The sequence below is a fragment of the Acrocarpospora corrugata genome, from assembly GCF_009687845.1.
Lineage (GTDB): Bacteria > Actinomycetota > Actinomycetes > Streptosporangiales > Streptosporangiaceae > Acrocarpospora > Acrocarpospora corrugata.
In genome coordinates this window covers 105,099-121,042 of sequence record NZ_BLAD01000037.1, presented here as the reverse complement: position 1 = coordinate 121,042, position 15,944 = coordinate 105,099, and the positions used below count along the sequence as shown (strand labels likewise).

Genomic DNA, 15,944 nt, shown 5'->3' with positions numbered 1-15,944 from the left:
GCGGGAACTTGCCATGGAATTGGGGGACATTCTTCAGGACCGGACTCAGCGGCCCCTGACGCGTTGGAACGGCGGACGGCATGCGGCTTTGGGCGACACGGATCGGTGCGGGGGTTCCCGTGGTCCTCTGTCACGGTGGTCCCGGCCTGTGGGACATGTTCGGCGACCTGGCCGAGCTGCTGCGGGACTCGGCCGCCCTGCACCGCTGGGATCAGCGCGGCTGCGGGCGTTCGGTGCGGGAAGGGCCGTACACGTGGGAGCGCACGCTCGCCGACCTCGAATCGGTGCGGCGGCATTTCGGGCTGGAGCGGATGGTGCTGCTCGGGCACTCGTGGGGGGCGCAGCTCGCGCTGCGGTACACCCTCGACCATCCCGAGCGGGTCAGCGGGCTGGTGTACGTGTCGGGGACCGGAATCGATCCCGCGGCCACCTGGCGTGAGCCGTACCGGCGGAATTTCCGGGCCCGGATGGGCGGGCGGATGGCCAGGTGGTCGGAGCTGGAGGGGCGGGCGCGCTCCGCGGCCGAGGAACGGGAACTGTGCGTCCTGCAGTGGTCGGTGGAATTCGCCGGCAACGGGATGGCGTACGCGCGACGGATGGCCAAGCCGTGGTTCGGCGTCAACTTCGCCTGCAACAGCGCGCTCAACGCCGAGGACCGGCGCACCTGGGGCACCGCCGAACTGGGCGAGCGGTGCCGGGCCTGCGCGGTGCCCGCCCTCATCGTGGACGGCGCGCGCGACATCCGGCCGCGCTGGGCGGTGGACTCGCTGGCGGAGGCGCTGCCCGACGTCTCCCGGGTGGTGCTGGCGGACGCCGGGCACCTGCCGTGGATGGAGAAGCCGGCCGAGTTCCGTACCGCCGTGACCGAGTTCCTGATCAGGGTCTCGGCGGGGCAGTGACTATGCTGTGGCGGTGGCCAGATCGGCGGGGACGCGGGCGACGGTCCGGGACGTCGCGGCCGAGACGGGCCTGTCCATCGCGACCGTCTCCCGGGTGCTCAACGGGCAGGCCAACGTCGCCCCGCACACCCGGGAACTCGTGCTCCGCGCGGTGGGCCGGCTCGGCGACCAGGCGCCCCGGCGGCGCAGCGCCGTCCCGGGCGGGATCTACGTCCGCTGCCCGTATCTGCTGACCGACTACTTCGGCCTGATCGTCTCCTCGGTCGCCGAGACGGTGGAGCTGCACGGCCGCCAGGTGATCCTCGGCGCGGGCGAGGCGGCGCAGCGCACGGCCGTGCTGCCGACGCTCGGCGACCGGCCCGACATCGCGGGCGCGATCCTCATCCTGCCGCCGGAGCCCACCGAAGAACTCGTCCGGCTCCGCGACCGCCAGTTCCCGTTCGTGGTGATCGACCCGCGCACCTCCCCGCCCAAGGACATCGTCGCCGTCTCCGCCGCCCACTTCGCCGGGGCGCGCAAGCTCATGTCCCACCTGGTGGAGCTCGGGCATCGCCGGGTCGGCGTCATCGGCGGCCCCCGGGACTGGCTGGCCAGCGACGCCCGGCTGGCCGGATACGCCGCCTCGCTGGCCGACGCGGGGGTCCTCCCGGCCAGCGGGCTGCTCCGCAGCGTGGTGGAGCCGAACACCGAGAACGGCTACCGGGCCGCCTGCGACCTGCTGGACCTGCCCGAGCGGCCGACCGCGCTGGTCGGGTTCAACGACAAGATGGCCGTCGGCGCGCTGTGGGCGGCGGCCGAGCGCGGCCTCAGCGTCCCCGGCGACCTCTCGGTGGCGGGTTTCGACGACATCGACGTGAGCCGCGCCAGCCGCCCGATGCTGACCACCGTGCGGCAGCCGCTCCAGGAGATGGGCCGGATGGCGGTCACGCTGCTGATGCGGCTGCTGGACCGGCACACCCTGGAAGCCCTGCACGTCTCGCTGGGAACCGAGCTCATCATCCGCGGCTCCACCGGCCCCGCCGCCTAGTTGTTTCATTTTGTTTCACCCGGCGCCGCGGCTTCCGCGGGCCGGTTGAATGCGACATTTGCGGGCCTTGACACCACGTTCCACACATGTTGTCCTTCTCCAACAAGACATGTTTCAAGCCTTGTTTCATTTGTTACGCCGACAGTTCCCGGCCTGTCGGAGCCTGTCGCGAAAGGATTCCTCCTGTGTCCCGTCCCTCTCGCAGGGCCGTCACGCTCGGCGTCGCCCTCGCCTGCGCCGTCTGGGTCGCCGGGCCTGTGACCGCCTCGCCCGCCTTCGCCGCCAATGAGCAGGTGAACATCTGGCTCACCACCACCTCCGACTCCGGCGGCCGGACCGTCACCCGCGGCCTGCAGCAGCAGACCGCCATCGCCTTCGGCCCCGCGGGCGGCAGCGCGAACCACACCATCACCGTCAACGAGGCCACCACCTACCAGCAGTTCGAGGGCGCCGGCGCGTCGATCACCGACACCACCGCCTACCTGCTGCGCGGCGGCCCGGTGAGCGCCGCCACCCGCGACGATGCGATGCGCAAGCTGTTCTCCCCCACCGACGGCATCGGGCTGTCCTTCGTCCGCAACCCGATCGGCGCGTCCGACCTGTCCAGGCCCGGCAACGTGTCCCTCGACGACACCTGCTGCAACCTCAACGACTTCGGCGCCAACGGGTACGACACGAACGTCCGGCTGCTGACCGCGCAGGCCAGGTCGCTCAACCCGGCGCTCCGGGTCAAGGGCGTGCCGTGGAGCGCTCCGGGTTGGATGAAGGACAACGGCCGGATGGACCAGATGGGCTGGCTCAAGTTCGAGTACTACCCCATGTACGCCCAGTACCTGGTCAAGTACATCCAGAGCTACCAGGCCGCCGGGGTGCCGGTGAACTACATCTCCGTGCAGAACGAGCCCAACTGCTGCCAGTCGGGCAACCCCACCGCGATGAACTACCCCGGCATGAGCTGGAACTCCTCCGGCCTGGCCGAGTTCACCAAGAACCACGTCTACCCCGCGTTCCGGGCGGCCGGCATCACCACCAAGGTGCTCATCCACGACTGGAACTACGGCGACTACGCCAGCATGGGCTCGGGCGTGCTCAACGACGCCGCCGTACGCAACGACCCGCTCTTCGGCGGCATCGCCTGGCACGGCTACTTCGGCGACCCCGCCGTCGGCACCCAGGTCCACAACCAGTTCCCCGCCGTGAAACAGTTCAGCACCGAGCACTCCGGCGGGACCTGGGTCGGCAACCAGCACAACGAGGACCTGAACGACATCGTCAACTACGCCCGCAACTGGAGCGGCAGCCTGGTCAAGTGGAGCCTGGCCCTGAACCAGTCCCGCGGCCCGCACAACGGCGGCTGCGACACCTGCACCGGCCTCATCACCGTCCAGGAGGGCGGCGCCCGGGCCGGCCAGATCGACTACACGATCGAGTACTACACCACCGGCCACCTCTCCAAGTTCGTCAAACCCGGCGCGTTCCGGATCGACTCCACCGCCAACGGCACCGTCCAGAACCTCGCCTGGCGCAACCCCGACGGCTCCAAGGCGCTGATCGCCCACAACGGCGGCACCTCAGCCCAGTCGGTACGAGTGAACTGGGGCAACCAGTCCTTCGTCTACAGCTTGCCCGGCCGTACCACCGCGACCTTCACCTGGTCCGGCACGCCCGGCTCCGGCAACCCCGGCGGAGGCGGCACCCCCATCACCGGCCTGGCCGGCAAGTGCGTCGACATCGCGGGCGCCAGCAGCGCCGACGGCGCGGCCGTGCAGCTCTACACCTGCAACGGCACCGCCGCCCAGCAGTGGACCCGCCCCGGCGACGGCACCCTGCGCGCCCTCGGCAAGTGCCTCGACCTGACCGCCCACGGCACCGCCAACGGCACCCAGGCCCAGCTCTGGACCTGCACCGGCGCGGCGAACCAGCAGTGGACCTACACCGCGGGCCGCGACCTGACCAACCCCGCCTCCGGCAAGTGCCTCGACGTCACCGGCAACTCCAGCGCCGACGGCGCCCGCCTGCAGATCTGGACCTGCACCGGCGCCGCCAACCAGCAGTGGAACCTCTCCTGACCCACGAACCAGGGTGCAGGTCCCTCGGGGGGGACCTGCACCCTCGCCATGTCCCGCGAAGTTACGCAATTGATCACGCAATGCGGCACGATCGTCCCCCAAGTCCAGTTCTGTGGGCCTTCGGACTTCACCCCGAGGAACGCCATGCCGCTACAAGAGAGCGCCGAGGACAGCGTCGCGCTGGACTACGGCCAGTTCTTCATCCACGACGTCGGCACCTATTTCGACGTCAGCGAGTTCCCCGGCGACACGTGGCTCGAGACGATGGACAACTGCGCCCTCATCCTCGGATTCACCTCCGGCATGTACGCGACAGTAAAACTGGAACTCTGGACCGAACCTCCCGACCCGGTGGACCCCGACGACTGGAACGACGACCCCATCGCCACCCAGCTACTCTCCGAATTCGGCGAAATCTGCGTCAGCGACGCCTTGTTCGGCACCCAGGCCGCCCACCTGCTCCTCGGCGAGGCCGACACCGTCTGGAACGTCCTCGCCCACCGCCGCCCAACCGAAGACCCCAACTACCCAGAAGACTATTTGTTCCAGTTCTGGAAGAACTCCTGAACGCTTGTTCCATGGTGTACCTGGGTGTTCCAGTTCGCCTGGAACGCGATGTCACGCCGTAGAGATGCCTGGGCGGCACGCCCGGAGCGATCTCATACGGAGGAAGACCATGTCGAGCAATCTGCGGCGCGCCGCGATCGGATTTGCCCTTGCCGCGATGACCGTGCTGCCGGCCTGACCGCCGCTCCGGCGCAGGCGAGCGGTGGCACCCTGCAAATCGGCGAGCACCAGAACCTGCAGGGCAAGATCTGGCTCCACTACGACAACACCCCCAACCTGTAAGCATTCATCAGGGTCCAAGATTGCGTAAGGCGTGAGCGGTTCGCTGGCCGTGGGATGATCTTCGGGTGCAGGCCGGTGACGGGCGTCCGTCGTATCGTGTGATGGGTGCGGGGCCGGGTTGGGCCTGGCCGACAGTGCCGGGTTCGAGCGCCGCCAGGTGTGGGACATTCCCCTGGTCAGCGTGACGGTGACCGAACATCGGGCGCATCGGTGCCGGTGCGTGTGCGGAACGACGAGCCGGGCGGCGATGCCCGCGCGGGTGGCCGGCTCGCCGACTTCCTGCGGGCCCAACTTGCGCGCGCTGGCGGTTTACCTCCTGGTCTTCCAGCACATCCCGGTTGAGCGATGTGCACGGCTGATCGCGGATGTGACCGGCGCGAGTGTCTCCACCGGCTGGGTGGCGGGCGTGCTCGGCCAGGCGGCGGACCTGGTGAGCGGCAGCCTGAAGCTGATCCGCGCGCTGCTGACCCTCGGGCCGGTATGTGTCAAGTCAAATGGGACACTGCGGCGGTTATCGCTAAGCTGACGCCTCCTCTCGGCGGCCTTCCTGCGCGAACATTTTCGTCAGCGTCGCTACCTCTCGGACGGCTCCGCCAAGTCGTGCACCCAGCTCTCCCGCGAAGCCCTCGTCACCTCTCAGACCATGACCGGCATCGTCAAAAACCTCGAAAGCAAAGGCCTGGTCCAGCGCCGTGCCTCCCCCGACCACAGCCGCGTGATGCTGGTCTCCCTCACTGCCGCCGGCACCGAGCGAGCCGCCGCCAGCACATTGGCCCGAACAGTCGAAACCGATTCCGCTATCGCAACGGTTCGAATGGATTGAGGACGGACAGTCCTATCCCCTCGAAGTCTTTGGTGTTTCTGCTCACCAGGGTCCAGCCGTTCACCCTGGCGGTCGCCGCGATCATGCCGTCCACCGTGGGCAGCGGCCGGATGGCGCTTAGTCTCCCCCACTCCTCCGCGACATCTGACGTGAGGGGAATGATGCGGTCGCTGAACTCCCGGCGAAGCATGTGCAGCCAGGTCTCCAGGACCATGGCCTGTGCCGGGTCCTTTCGACGACGAAGCTCCACCCCGCGGCGGATCTCACCAACCGTCAGGCTACTGAGGTAGAGGATCGGCCCGGGCACCAGATCCAACCACTCCCTGACAAAGAGATTGCCGTTTCGCTTCCTCACCTCGGACACTACGTTCGTGTCAAGCAAATAGCCCACGCTCATCAGTCGAAATCCACCTCTCGGGGAAGATCCCGATCCCGCGGAAACTCGACATCATCCGCCCAGTCAGGCTCCGCGAGAAGAAACCTCCGAAAATCGGGCGCACCCCCCGTGAGCCGCCGATATTCGGCGATGTCGACTACCACGGCGACCTCCTCCCCGTGTCGCGTCACCACCTGTGGGCCTTCACTGACCGCGCGGCGAACAACCTCGCTGAACCGCTGCTTGGCCTCCTGGACCTGCCACCCACCCATAAGTCCCACCCTGTCGGCCTTGCCCCCACGTCTAACCTGTCTAGTCTGTCTAGACTGAGATTACACGACGGCCGGCCCGACCGCCTGAACCCGCCTCATGCCCAATCTGGCTCTCGATAGGGTCGGATGCATGGAACACGCCCGGCTTGGTCGTACAGGCCTGAAAGTCAGCAAGATCTGTCTTGGGATGATGAGTTACGGGGAGCCCGGCAAGAACGACGGGTGGGTCTTGCCGGAGGGGCAGGCTGAGCCCATCGTTCGGAAGGCCGCTGATGGAGGGGTGACGTTCTTCGACACCGCCGATGTGTACAGCGCCGGGGCGAGTGAGGTGGTGACCGGGAACCTGCTGCGGAAGATCTTCGCCCGGCGGGAGGACTACGTCCTGGCGACGAAGGTCTTTTTCCCGGTGGAGAAGGGGATCAACGACAGCGGGCTTTCGCGGAAGCACATCATGGCCGCGATCGACGCCTCGCTCGGTCGTCTCGGGACCGACTATGTCGACCTCTACCAGATCCACCGGTGGGATGAGGAGACGCCCATCGAAGAGACCATGGAAGCGCTGCACGACGTCGTCAAGTCCGGCAAGGCCCGTTACATCGGAGCTTCGTCGATGACGGCATGGCGCTTCGCGAAGGCCCAGCATGTCGCCGAGAAGCACGGGTGGACGAAGTTCGTCAGCATGCAGGGTCACTACAACCTGCTCTACCGCGAGGACGAACGGGAGATGAACCCGCTCTGCCTCGATCAGGGCGTCGGTCTCATCCCGTGGAGCCCGCTGGCGCGTGGCCTGCTCGCCCGCGCGGGCACCGAGCAGGACACCACCCGCCAGGTCGGCGACGGCCCACGCCAGCAGCAACTCTACGGCGGCCCGGCCGACGCCGAGATCCTCGCCAAGGTGGCCGAACTCGCGGCCGAACGCGGGGTGACCCCGGCGACGCTGTCCCTCGCGTGGCTGCTCCACCAGCCGGGCATGACAGCTCCCATCATTGGCGCGACCAAGGGCCACCACGTCGACGACGCAGTCGCCGCCGTGAACCTCGACTTGTCGGAAGGGGAACTGAGCGCACTGGCGGAGCCGTACCAGCCGCGTCCGCTCTCCTTCTGACCGGCGTCCGGTTCCGCTGGCGGCGCATGAGCCCCCTCAGGGCTGCGATGTGTCTGGCCAGTGTTTCGGCGGAGCGCACGCCGGATCAACGACCCGCAATCGGGCCGCCGCAGTCGGATCGACGGCCCGCAGGGTGATCAACCGCTGGCGGTCCGCGGTTTCGAGGAGCGCCAAGGCGGCGGGCAGGGCGGCGGCCACCGTGGCGATCGCGATTCCCATTCCGACGAGACCGGGGTGTTTGTGCGGGTACTCGATCCGATGGAGCCCGAATGCGGCGATAGCGGCCACCTCGCGTGGACGCTCCATCTGGCGGCCATCGTTGGTGAGCACCGCATGGAAACCGTCAGCCGCGGCTCGCGGGTAGAGCTTCTCATCCCGGGTTCCCGACCAACCGGGCATGTCCAGCAGGTGCACGATCTCCTGGTCCAGGATGAAGGTGGTCAGTATCTGGTGCAGTGGCCGGGGGACATTCTCATCCAGCAGCAGCCTCACGCTGCTCCTTGCGGGGTTCGTAGCTGTCGACGTAGTCAGCGAAATCCGCGGCGTCGAGCGCGGCCTTCCCCGACACGCTGGGGTAGTAATCGGAGACCCGCTCGGGTGGCACGCCGTCTCGTAGTAGGGCCGCGACGTCGTCGTACGGGACGCGGGCGCCCTCGATCACGGGGATGCCACCCCTGACCCCGGGATCGACGGTGACATGGTCGCGCGGACGGAGCAGGTCGGGGATGTGCCGCCCGTCACGGTAGAACGGCCGCAGGACATCCACCAGTTGGTAGATGACGAGGTTGCTCCTGTTTCGGACCAGGTCGGCCGCCTGCTCCGGCTCGACCAGATAGATCGTCGATTCGTCGGTCACGAACTGGTACTCCGACAGATGCTCGCGCTCCCCCAGATCGTCCCGGAGTGTGTCCAGTGCGCGCCGGATCTTCTGCAGCGACGTGTCGCTGCGGAGTTTCACGCAGGTGCGCAGCGCGATCAGGTCCCGGAAGAAGTACAGCACCGGCCTGGTCGCGGAAACCTCCGGCGCCAGCACGGCGCCCCGATTCGTGGCCTTGCGCCAGTGGGCGAGTTGCCGAAGCGTGGCACCCGACAACGCCGCCGCGAGCTTCGGGCTGTAGACACCGCTTCACCTCCCCTGAGCTGATCCGTCCGCGTTCATCATCGCAAACATCTGTTCCATTCGCTCGCCGTAACCGGTTGGTCAGGTTTGGCGGGACTTGTTGTACTTGGACATCGCGTGGAACAGGGCCTTGGGGTGCCATTCGGTTTCGTTGAGCATTTTGACGACGCCGTAGGAGGCGAGGTCGGCTTCGTTGGGGCGGGTGAAGGCCGCGAAGGTGAACCACAGGGCCGTGTCGATGGATTCCTGGTCGAAGATGGTCATGAGGTCGGTGTAGTAGGTGACCTGTTCCGACTCGTCGGGGACGGCGTCGGCGGGGGGCTGCCAGGCCATGCCGCCCAGCTGGGAGGCGCCCTGGTAGGCGCAGGTGCCGAATTCCAGGACGGCGATCGGCTTGCCGTGCTCGTGCTGGGCGCGCAGGTCGGCCGCGAAGGTTTCTGCGTTGTAGGCGGCTCGGTACGCGTCCAGGCCCACCACGTCATAGTGCGTCCAGTCGACGAACTCCCAGGGAGCCGACGCGTACGTGATAGGCCCGTTGAAGTGGGAGCGGGCGGTCGCGGCGGCCTGGGCCAGGAACGTGTTGAGGGTTTCCATGATCGGGCCTAACGACTGCCACCAGGCGATGTCGGCGCCGGCCATGATCTCCATGCGATCCATGAAGGTCGTGCCGGGGATGAAGCCGCTGCCGAAGGCGCTGATCTCGCAGCCGGTGACGAAGGAGATCGTGGCCCCGGACCGGCTGAGGGATTCGGCGCGCTGGGCGCAGTCCGCGAACAGGGACAGCATCTCGCCGGGCCCGAGGTCCACGGGGAACGGGGCGAACCAGATTTCGAGGCCCGCGGCGGCCGCGATTTCGGCGGCGATGGTGAGGCGGTCGGGGTCGCCGCCGGAGATGCGGACGGCGTCGCAGTGGAGTTCGCCCGCGATGGCGTCGATGTCGCGCCGCACGGTCCGCCGGTCGAAGTGCCTGCGGCTGGTCCGGTCGCCGGGCAGGAAGCCGGTGTCGTAGTTGATCCCCCGGGAGCGCATGGTCACCGTCCTTTCGATGGGTCTATGCCGTTTTCCAGCAGGTCGAAGGCGAGCCGAACATCGGAGCCGAGCCGGAGCCCGGCGTCGGCGAGCGAGGCGCCCGCCACCAGGCGGCGGTAGAACGTCTCCTGGACGGTCAGGATGGTGGCGGTGATCTGGGCCGCCATCAGGGCGGCGGTCAGCTCGTCGTGGTCGTGGGCGAGCACTCGGGCCAGTTCCTGGCGCTGGCGGTGGAGCAGTTCGCCGGCGGCGGCGGAGAGCGCGGGATTGTCGAAGATCACGCCCATTCGCGTGATGAGCGCCTCCCGGGCCTGCTCATCCCGGGGCTCCTCATCGGGACAATCATCGGGAGCGGTCGCCAGGTAGTGGGCGCGCAGGGCGGCGAGCGGAGACTGCCCGGCCGGGCGGGCGGACACGATCTGGGCGAGATCTTCTTCGGCCACCCCTTCGAGAACAAGCGACTCCTTGGTCGGGAAGTACTTGAACAAGGTCACCTTGGCCACCTCGGCGGTGGCCGCGATCTCGTTGACCGTGACGGCGTCGTAGCCACGCTCGGCGAACAGGCGCAGCGCCACCTCGGCGATCCGCCGCCTGGTCTGCTCCTTCTTGCGTTCCCTCAGTCCGGTCACCCGCGCAGCCTAAAAGCAAATCCGGTTCAAAAGCAAACCGAGTTCATCTTTGGCGAGTCTGTTGGAGGAGGCGGCTAAGTTGTCGCCTCATGTCATGGAGATCACGTTTATGGTGGGCTGCCGCCCTGGCCGTCTGCTCCGCAGGTCAGGCCTACCTGCTCTCCCTGCCGGAAACGGCATCGCCCTGTTCAGTTTCGGGCTCTGCCCGGGACGCGAGTTCTCCTTCGCGACGATGGAACTGTGGTGGACGATCAACCCCTGGCTGCCGATCACCTGGTACGCCGGAGCGCCGGCCGTCATCCTCGCGTTCCTCGCGCACTGGCTCACCACGCGACTGGGACGCCCGAGAATCGGCCGGATCGTCGCCCGCGTGCTGGGCGCGCTCCTTCTGGTCGTGTACGGCCAGACCCTGGCGGCCTTCGCGGTGGACATGGCGTACGACCGGGGCTGCGTCGAATCGTGGGGCGGGTTCGAGGGCCTGGTCTTCTTCCTCGGCCCGGACCTCGCCCCGACGCTGGCCGCGCTGTGCGTCTTCGCGGCGGTCCGGCGCCCGAGACACCGGATCAGGCGCGTCCTGCTCTCCCGCGGCTTCCGGCGGGGCAGAGCGGGCCTGGTGACGTTCGCCCTGCTGGTGGCGCTGCCCTCCGCCGACCTGCTGTCGGGCTTCGTCGCCCCCAGGCAGTGCGACGAGCCGAAGGCCCACACCGGAACCGACGCCTTCTTCTGCGCGGCCCGCCAGGGCGACCGGTTCGCGAACGTCGCCGATGGAGTCCTACGAGTACATCAGCGACGACCAGCCGGACCCGTTCGAGGACGGCCTCCTGGAGCAGGCGCAGCAGAACGGACTGGTCGCCAGCGGGCCGGGGCATCTGATCATCCTCAGCCACTCCGACTTCGACATCTGCGTGACGGCACCCCCGGACGATCGAATACCAGCCGAGATCGTCATGACCCGGAGAACTCACACGAGCCCGGGTGTCCCCGTTACCGGGGTGATGGCCGTAAAGTCGGCGCGTGGTGCCTATTGAGTTGTTTCGGCAGGTTGCCGAGCGGGTTCCGGCGTACGCGGCGTTCCTGGGCGAGCGCGGGGTGGACGCGGCGGCGGTGCGGGATTTCCGCGATGTGCCCATGACGGACAAGGACAACTACGTGCTGCGTTATCCGCTGCCGGAGTTGTGCCGGGACGGCGTGGTCGGGGACATGATCGCGGTGTCGTCGGGGTCCAGCGGGGAGCCCGCGTTCTGGGCGCGGTCGACCTCGGACGAGCAGGTCATCGCGGAGCGCTTCGCTGAGGTCTTCCGGGCGTTCGGGGCGGATCGGCGGCGCACGCTGGCGGTGGTGTGCTTCTCGCTGGGGACCTGGGTGGGCGGGCTGTTCACGCTCGCGTGCGTACGGCAGCTGGCCGATCGGGGCTTTCCGGTCACGGTGGTCGCACCGGGGAACAACAAGGGCGAGATCCTGCGGGTGCTCCCGAAGCTGGCGCCCCACTTCGAGCAGGTCGTCCTGCTGGGCTACCCGCCGTTCCTGAAGGACGTGATCGACACGCCGGGCGTGCCGTGGCCCTCGTACCAGATCAAGATCGTCACCGCCGGCGAGGTGTTCAGCGAGGAGTGGCGGACCCTGGTGGCCGCACGGGCGGGGATCGCCGATCCGCTGACCGGCACCGCCTCGCTGTACGGCACCGCCGACGCGGGCGTGCTGGGGAACGAAACCCCCCTCTCCATCGAGATCCGCCGTTTCCTGGCCGGACGCCCGGACGCCGCCAAGGAGCTGTTCGGCGCGTCCCGCCTCCCCACCCTGGTCCAGTACGACCCGGACGTCCGCTTCTTCGAGGAGCACGAGGGCACCCTCCTGTTCACCGGCGACAACGGCATCCCGCTCATCCGCTACCACATCGCCGACGAGGGCGGCCTGATCTCGCACAAGGGCATGCTCGGCTACCTGGCCCGCTTCGGCTTCCGCCCGGCGGCGCAAGGCCCGGAACTGCCCTTCGTGTACGTCTTCGGCCGCAGCCTGTTCGTGGTCTCCTACTACGGCGCGAACGTGTTCCCGGAGAACGTCATCGTCGGCCTGGAACAGCCGGAGGTGTGCGACGCCGTGACGGGCAAGTTCGTGCTCGCCGCCCCGGAGGGCGCGAAGGGCCTCCAGGTGACCGTGGAACTCGCGTCGGGAGTGGCCGGCACCCCCGAACTCGCGGCGCGCGTGTCCCGGTCGGTGCTGACCGCCCTCAAGCGGCTCAACAGCGAGTTCGCCAATTATGTCCCCCCGGACCGGCAGGCGCCGATGGTCACGCTCCGCCCGTACGGCGACCCGGCGCACTTCCCGCCCGGGGTGAAGCACAGGTATGTACGCTGATCGGCATGGCACGGGCGAATGATGAGGCCGCGGCGGCGCTGGAGGAATACGCGGAGCTGTTCGCGCTGAACGGCGGGGACGCGTTCCGGGTGCGCAGCTACCAGAAAGCCGCGAAGTCGATCGCCGGGCACCCGGAGGACCTGCGCACCACGCCGGTGCGGCAGATCCCGGGCGTCGGTGAGGCGATCGCGAAGAAGGTCGAGGAGTTCCTGGCCCGTGGCAGTTTCCGGCAGCTCGACGACCTGCGCGGCAAGGTGCCGGACGGCGTGCGCCGACTCACCAGAATCCCTTCGCTCGGCCCGAAGAAGGCGCTGTTCCTGTTCCAGGAGCTGGGCGTCGACTCGCCTGAGGCGCTGGCGGAGGCGATCAGGTCCGACCGGCTGACCGGCGTCCGCGGGTTCGGCGCGAAGACCGAGGAGAACCTGCTCAAGGGCATCGAGCAGATGGAGCAGTCCGGGCGGCGGGTGCATCTCGGGGTGGCGACGGACCTGGCCGAGAAGGTCATCGCGTCGCTGCCGGCCGAGCGGATCGCGTACGCGGGGTCGCTGCGGCGGATGCGCGAGACGATCGGCGACATCGACATCCTGGCCGTCGGCCCGGTCTCGCTGATGGAGGTGTTCAGCGGCCAGCCGTACGTGACGGAGGTGATCGCCGCCGGGGAGCGGAAGACCTCGGTCCGCACCGATCGCGGCATTCAGGTGGATCTCCGGGTGGTCCCGGCCGAGTCGTGGGGCGCGGCGCTCGTCTACTTCACCGGGTCGAAGGAGCACAACGTCCACATCCGCGAGATGGCCGTGAAGAAGGGCTGGAAGCTCTCCGAATACGGCCTCTTCGACGCCGACGACCAGGTGATCGCGGCGGCGTCCGAGGAGGACATCTACGCGGCGCTGGGCATGCGGTGGGTGCCGCCTCCATTGCGCGAGGACGGCGGCGAGATCAAGGCGGCCCTGCGCGGCGAGCTGCCCGAGCTGGTCACCCTGGACGACCTCAAGGGCGACCTGCACACCCACACCAACCTGACCGACGGAATCGCCTCGCTGGAGGACATGGTCGCCGCCGCCGCGGCCCGCGGCTACGCCTACTACGCGATCACCGACCACGCCCCCGACCTGGTCATGCAGCGGATGACCCTGGACAAGGCCCTCGAACAGCGCGCCCAAATAGCCGCCCTTCAGGCGAAATATCCGGACATGCGGCTGTTGCAGGGGACGGAGTTGAACATCGCCCCCGACGGCTCCGTGGACTGGCCGCTGGACGTGCTGGAGGGCTTCGACGTGCGGGTCGCCTCCGTGCACTCGCACTTCGGCCAGTCTCGCGAGGAGATGACCCGCCGCTTCATCGCGGCCTGCGAGAACCCGGGCGTGCACATCATCGGCCACCCCACCACCCGCAAGATCGGCAAACGGGAGCCCGTGGACGCCGACTGGGAGGCCGTCTTCCGCGCCGCCGCCCGCACCGGCACCGCCATGGAGATCGACTCCTACCCCGACCGCGCCGACCTCCCCTCCGACCTGGTCCGGCTGGCCCGCCACCACGGCGTCAAGTTCTCCATCGACAGCGACTCGCACGCCATCCCGCACCTGGCCCACCAGCGTTTCGGCGTCGGCATCGCCCAGCGCGCCTGGCTGACCACCGACGACGTCATCAACACCTGGCCGCTGGAGCGGCTGCTGACTTTCCTCGGACGCCCGTGATCATCGAATAGCGAAATGTCACCATCCGGGCAGGTCTGTGGTGAATCGCCAGGTAGGGGGTGCCGGGGGGTTCTTGTCAACGACTGGCAACGGCATGTCCATTGTCTGGCTGCTGCCAGAATCTCCCGGAGACGTCGGGGAAATGCCCTGGTAACCGATCACGAGGAAGATGGTCACTCTGGGTAGAGCCACCAGGGTCAACAGGGAGGAAAAGCCCATGCGTCAGCTGACGGCGCTCGACGCGCAGTTCCTGAGCGGAGAGTCGGCCACCACGGCGGCGCATGTCGCGGGACTGGCCGTGCTGGACGGGACCATCACCCGGGCGAGCCTGATCGAACTGCTGCGGGAGCGGCTGCATCTGGCCCCGCCGCTGCGGATGCGGCTGGCCGATGTGCCGTTCGGGCTGGATCGGCCGTACTGGACCGAGGATCCGGACTTCGATGTGGCCGACCACGTGTACGAGTCCACGGTGCCCGGCGCGGACGACCTGGCGGCGCATGTGGCGGAGATCCACGCGCGGCTGCTGGACCGGTCGCGGCCGCTGTGGGAGATGCACCTGATCCACGGCCTCGGCGAGGGCCGGGTCGCGGTCTACACGAAGGTGCATCACGCCGCCGTGGACGGGATCTCCGGCACGGAGATCATGGGCTCGTTCCTGGACGTCTCGCCGGAACCGCGCCGGGTCGAACCGGCGCCGCCCACCGCCCCGACCACCGCGCCCGACGTGAGGGAGATGCTGGGCAACGCGTTCAACCGCACGCTGGCCCAGCCGATGGCCTCGCTGCGCTCGCTGACCAGGGCGATCGCCGACCTGGACGCGATCCCGGTGGCGTCCACGCTGCCGGGGGCCCGCCGGATCGCCCGCGCCGCCCGCTCGCTGATGGGGGACAAACCAGTCCCCGACCTGCCTTCCCTGGCCGCGCCGCGCACGCCCCTGAACGGCCCGGTGTCCAGCCGCCGCGGCTTCGCCTACGGTTCCGTCGCGCTGACCGACCTCAAGTACGTCGCCAAGACGTTCGGGATGAGCGTCAACGACGTGGTCATGACGGTGTGCGCGTCGGCGCTGCGGAGCTGGCTGGACGAGCGCGGGGCGCTGCCGGCGCAGCCGCTGATCGCGGCCGTCCCGGTCTCCATCCGCACGCCCGCGGCCGTGGACGGAATCGGCAACCAGATCTCGGCGATGATCACCCCGCTGGCCACCGACGTGGCCGACCCCAGGGCCCGGCTGGCGGCCGTCCGGACGACCATGAGCGCCGCCAAGCGGCGCTTCGCGGTGTCCCGCACGACCTGGCTGAACGACCTCTGCACGATGATGCCCGCGGCGCTGGCCAGGGCCACGCCCGCGGTGTTCCGGCTGGCCGGGAGGGTCGCGCCCGGGGTCAACCTGATCGTCTCCAACGTGCCGGGGCCGCAGGTGCCGCTCTACCTGGGCGGGGCGCGGCTGCTGGCGTACTACCCGATGTCCGTGCTGTCGGACCTGACCGGCGGGCTGAGCATCACCTGCCTGTCCTACGACGGGAGCCTCGGCTTCGGCGTCGTCGCCTGCCCGGCGCGGGTGCCGGACGTGTGGCAGATCATGGACCATCTCCGCGAAGGTGTGACAGAGCTGGTCAAGCTGGCCGACGTCGAGAACAAGAGCGAGGCGCCGTGCGGATGAAATCGGCCATCCGCACGGCGCCTTGGGTCAGCTAGACCTC

General features: G+C 68.6%; 17 protein-coding genes and 1 pseudogene. 12 read left to right on the top strand and 6 right to left on the bottom strand.

The window, feature by feature from the left end:
- The first annotated feature begins 119 nt into the window (after window positions 1–119).
- From Acor_RS03820 to Acor_RS03790, 7 genes and pseudogenes are all read left to right on the top strand, one after another.
- Complete coding sequence (locus Acor_RS03820; protein WP_218034115.1) at window positions 120–899, top strand: alpha/beta fold hydrolase; 780 nt, start codon at window positions 120–122, stop codon at window positions 897–899.
- A gap of 13 nt (window positions 900–912) precedes the next feature.
- On the top strand, window positions 913–1,926 hold the full coding sequence (locus Acor_RS03815) for a LacI family DNA-binding transcriptional regulator (protein WP_155335111.1): 1,014 nt from the start codon (window positions 913–915) through the stop codon (window positions 1,924–1,926).
- 185 nt (window positions 1,927–2,111) lie between these two features.
- Complete coding sequence (locus tag Acor_RS03810; RefSeq protein WP_218034114.1) at window positions 2,112–3,995, top strand: ricin-type beta-trefoil lectin domain protein; 1,884 nt, start codon at window positions 2,112–2,114, stop codon at window positions 3,993–3,995.
- 144 nt (window positions 3,996–4,139) lie between these two features.
- Window positions 4,140–4,562: a hypothetical protein gene (locus Acor_RS03805; protein WP_155335110.1), complete on the top strand. Its 423-nt coding sequence runs from the start codon at window positions 4,140–4,142 to the stop codon at window positions 4,560–4,562.
- A 24-nt stretch (window positions 4,563–4,586) separates the two neighbouring features.
- A complete protein-coding gene (locus tag Acor_RS03800) occupies window positions 4,587–4,844 on the top strand; it encodes a hypothetical protein (protein ID WP_155335109.1) in 258 nt (85 codons plus the stop codon).
- 106 nt (window positions 4,845–4,950) lie between these two features.
- A pseudogene (locus Acor_RS03795) lies at window positions 4,951–5,370 on the top strand (hypothetical protein); the annotation flags it as partial.
- 21 nt (window positions 5,371–5,391) lie between these two features.
- Complete coding sequence (locus Acor_RS03790) at window positions 5,392–5,667, top strand: MarR family winged helix-turn-helix transcriptional regulator (protein WP_155335107.1); 276 nt, start codon at window positions 5,392–5,394, stop codon at window positions 5,665–5,667.
- On the opposite strand, the gene Acor_RS03785 is transcribed toward Acor_RS03790, so the two are convergent.
- Both Acor_RS03785 and Acor_RS03780 read right to left on the bottom strand, forming a co-directional pair.
- Complete coding sequence (locus tag Acor_RS03785) at window positions 5,642–6,064, bottom strand: type II toxin-antitoxin system VapC family toxin (protein WP_155335106.1); 423 nt, start codon at window positions 6,062–6,064, stop codon at window positions 5,642–5,644. The two genes, Acor_RS03790 and Acor_RS03785, sit on opposite strands and share 26 nt — an antisense overlap.
- Window positions 6,064–6,315 (bottom strand): type II toxin-antitoxin system Phd/YefM family antitoxin, encoded by a 252-nt coding sequence (locus Acor_RS03780; RefSeq protein ID WP_155335105.1) that lies wholly within the window; start codon window positions 6,313–6,315, stop codon window positions 6,064–6,066. Before Acor_RS03780 ends, Acor_RS03785 begins: the two co-directional genes overlap by 1 nt.
- 130 nt (window positions 6,316–6,445) lie before the next feature.
- Between Acor_RS03780 and Acor_RS03775 the strand changes: the two genes are divergently transcribed.
- Window positions 6,446–7,420, top strand: coding sequence for an aldo/keto reductase (locus Acor_RS03775; RefSeq protein WP_155335104.1), 975 nt, complete (start codon window positions 6,446–6,448; stop codon window positions 7,418–7,420).
- A gap of 36 nt (window positions 7,421–7,456) precedes the next feature.
- Here Acor_RS03775 and Acor_RS03770 read toward each other — a convergent pair whose 3' ends face one another.
- The 4 genes from Acor_RS03770 to Acor_RS03755 form a co-directional block, all read right to left on the bottom strand.
- Window positions 7,457–7,912 carry a PIN-like domain-containing protein gene (locus Acor_RS03770; protein WP_155335103.1) on the bottom strand — a complete coding sequence of 152 codons (456 nt, stop codon included), beginning with the start codon at window positions 7,910–7,912 and terminating at the stop codon, window positions 7,457–7,459.
- Complete coding sequence (locus Acor_RS03765; RefSeq protein WP_155335102.1) at window positions 7,893–8,513, bottom strand: DUF433 domain-containing protein; 621 nt, start codon at window positions 8,511–8,513, stop codon at window positions 7,893–7,895. The genes Acor_RS03770 and Acor_RS03765 overlap by 20 nt, the downstream gene beginning before the upstream one ends.
- Window positions 8,514–8,621: 108 nt before the next feature.
- Complete coding sequence (locus Acor_RS03760; protein WP_155335101.1) at window positions 8,622–9,569, bottom strand: hypothetical protein; 948 nt, start codon at window positions 9,567–9,569, stop codon at window positions 8,622–8,624.
- 2 nt (window positions 9,570–9,571) lie between these two features.
- The gene (locus Acor_RS03755; protein ID WP_155335100.1) at window positions 9,572–10,198 is read right to left on the bottom strand and encodes a TetR/AcrR family transcriptional regulator; all 627 of its coding nucleotides are present in this window, start codon (window positions 10,196–10,198) and stop codon (window positions 9,572–9,574) included.
- A gap of 94 nt (window positions 10,199–10,292) precedes the next feature.
- Between Acor_RS03755 and Acor_RS03750 the strand changes: the two genes are divergently transcribed.
- From Acor_RS03750 to Acor_RS03735, 4 genes are all read left to right on the top strand, one after another.
- The gene (locus Acor_RS03750; RefSeq protein WP_155335099.1) at window positions 10,293–11,330 is read left to right on the top strand and encodes a hypothetical protein; all 1,038 of its coding nucleotides are present in this window, start codon (window positions 10,293–10,295) and stop codon (window positions 11,328–11,330) included.
- The gene (locus tag Acor_RS03745) at window positions 11,228–12,553 is read left to right on the top strand and encodes a phenylacetate--CoA ligase family protein (protein ID WP_246238404.1); all 1,326 of its coding nucleotides are present in this window, start codon (window positions 11,228–11,230) and stop codon (window positions 12,551–12,553) included. Before Acor_RS03750 ends, Acor_RS03745 begins: the two co-directional genes overlap by 103 nt.
- Window positions 12,554–12,558: 5 nt before the next feature.
- A complete protein-coding gene (gene polX, locus Acor_RS03740) occupies window positions 12,559–14,247 on the top strand; it encodes a DNA polymerase/3'-5' exonuclease PolX (protein ID WP_155335097.1) in 1,689 nt (562 codons plus the stop codon).
- Window positions 14,248–14,464: 217 nt separating this feature from the next.
- Entirely contained in the window at window positions 14,465–15,904 is a 1,440-nt protein-coding gene (locus tag Acor_RS03735; protein WP_155335096.1) for a WS/DGAT/MGAT family O-acyltransferase, read from the top strand.
- The last annotated feature ends 40 nt before the right edge of the window (window positions 15,905–15,944 follow it).

Coding starts and splice junctions, on each gene's coding strand:
- Acor_RS03760 (WP_155335101.1), bottom strand. CDS start 9,569: ATGCGCTCCCGGGGGATCAACTACGACACCGGCTTCCTGCCCGGCGAC.
- Acor_RS03775 (WP_155335104.1), top strand. CDS start 6,446: ATGGAACACGCCCGGCTTGGTCGTACAGGCCTGAAAGTCAGCAAGATC.
- Acor_RS03785 (WP_155335106.1), bottom strand. CDS start 6,064: ATGAGCGTGGGCTATTTGCTTGACACGAACGTAGTGTCCGAGGTGAGG.
- Acor_RS03735 (WP_155335096.1), top strand. CDS start 14,465: ATGCGTCAGCTGACGGCGCTCGACGCGCAGTTCCTGAGCGGAGAGTCG.
- Acor_RS03780 (WP_155335105.1), bottom strand. CDS start 6,315: ATGGGTGGGTGGCAGGTCCAGGAGGCCAAGCAGCGGTTCAGCGAGGTT.
- polX (WP_155335097.1), top strand. CDS start 12,559: ATGGCACGGGCGAATGATGAGGCCGCGGCGGCGCTGGAGGAATACGCG.
- Acor_RS03805 (WP_155335110.1), top strand. CDS start 4,140: ATGCCGCTACAAGAGAGCGCCGAGGACAGCGTCGCGCTGGACTACGGC.
- Acor_RS03750 (WP_155335099.1), top strand. CDS start 10,293: ATGGAGATCACGTTTATGGTGGGCTGCCGCCCTGGCCGTCTGCTCCGC.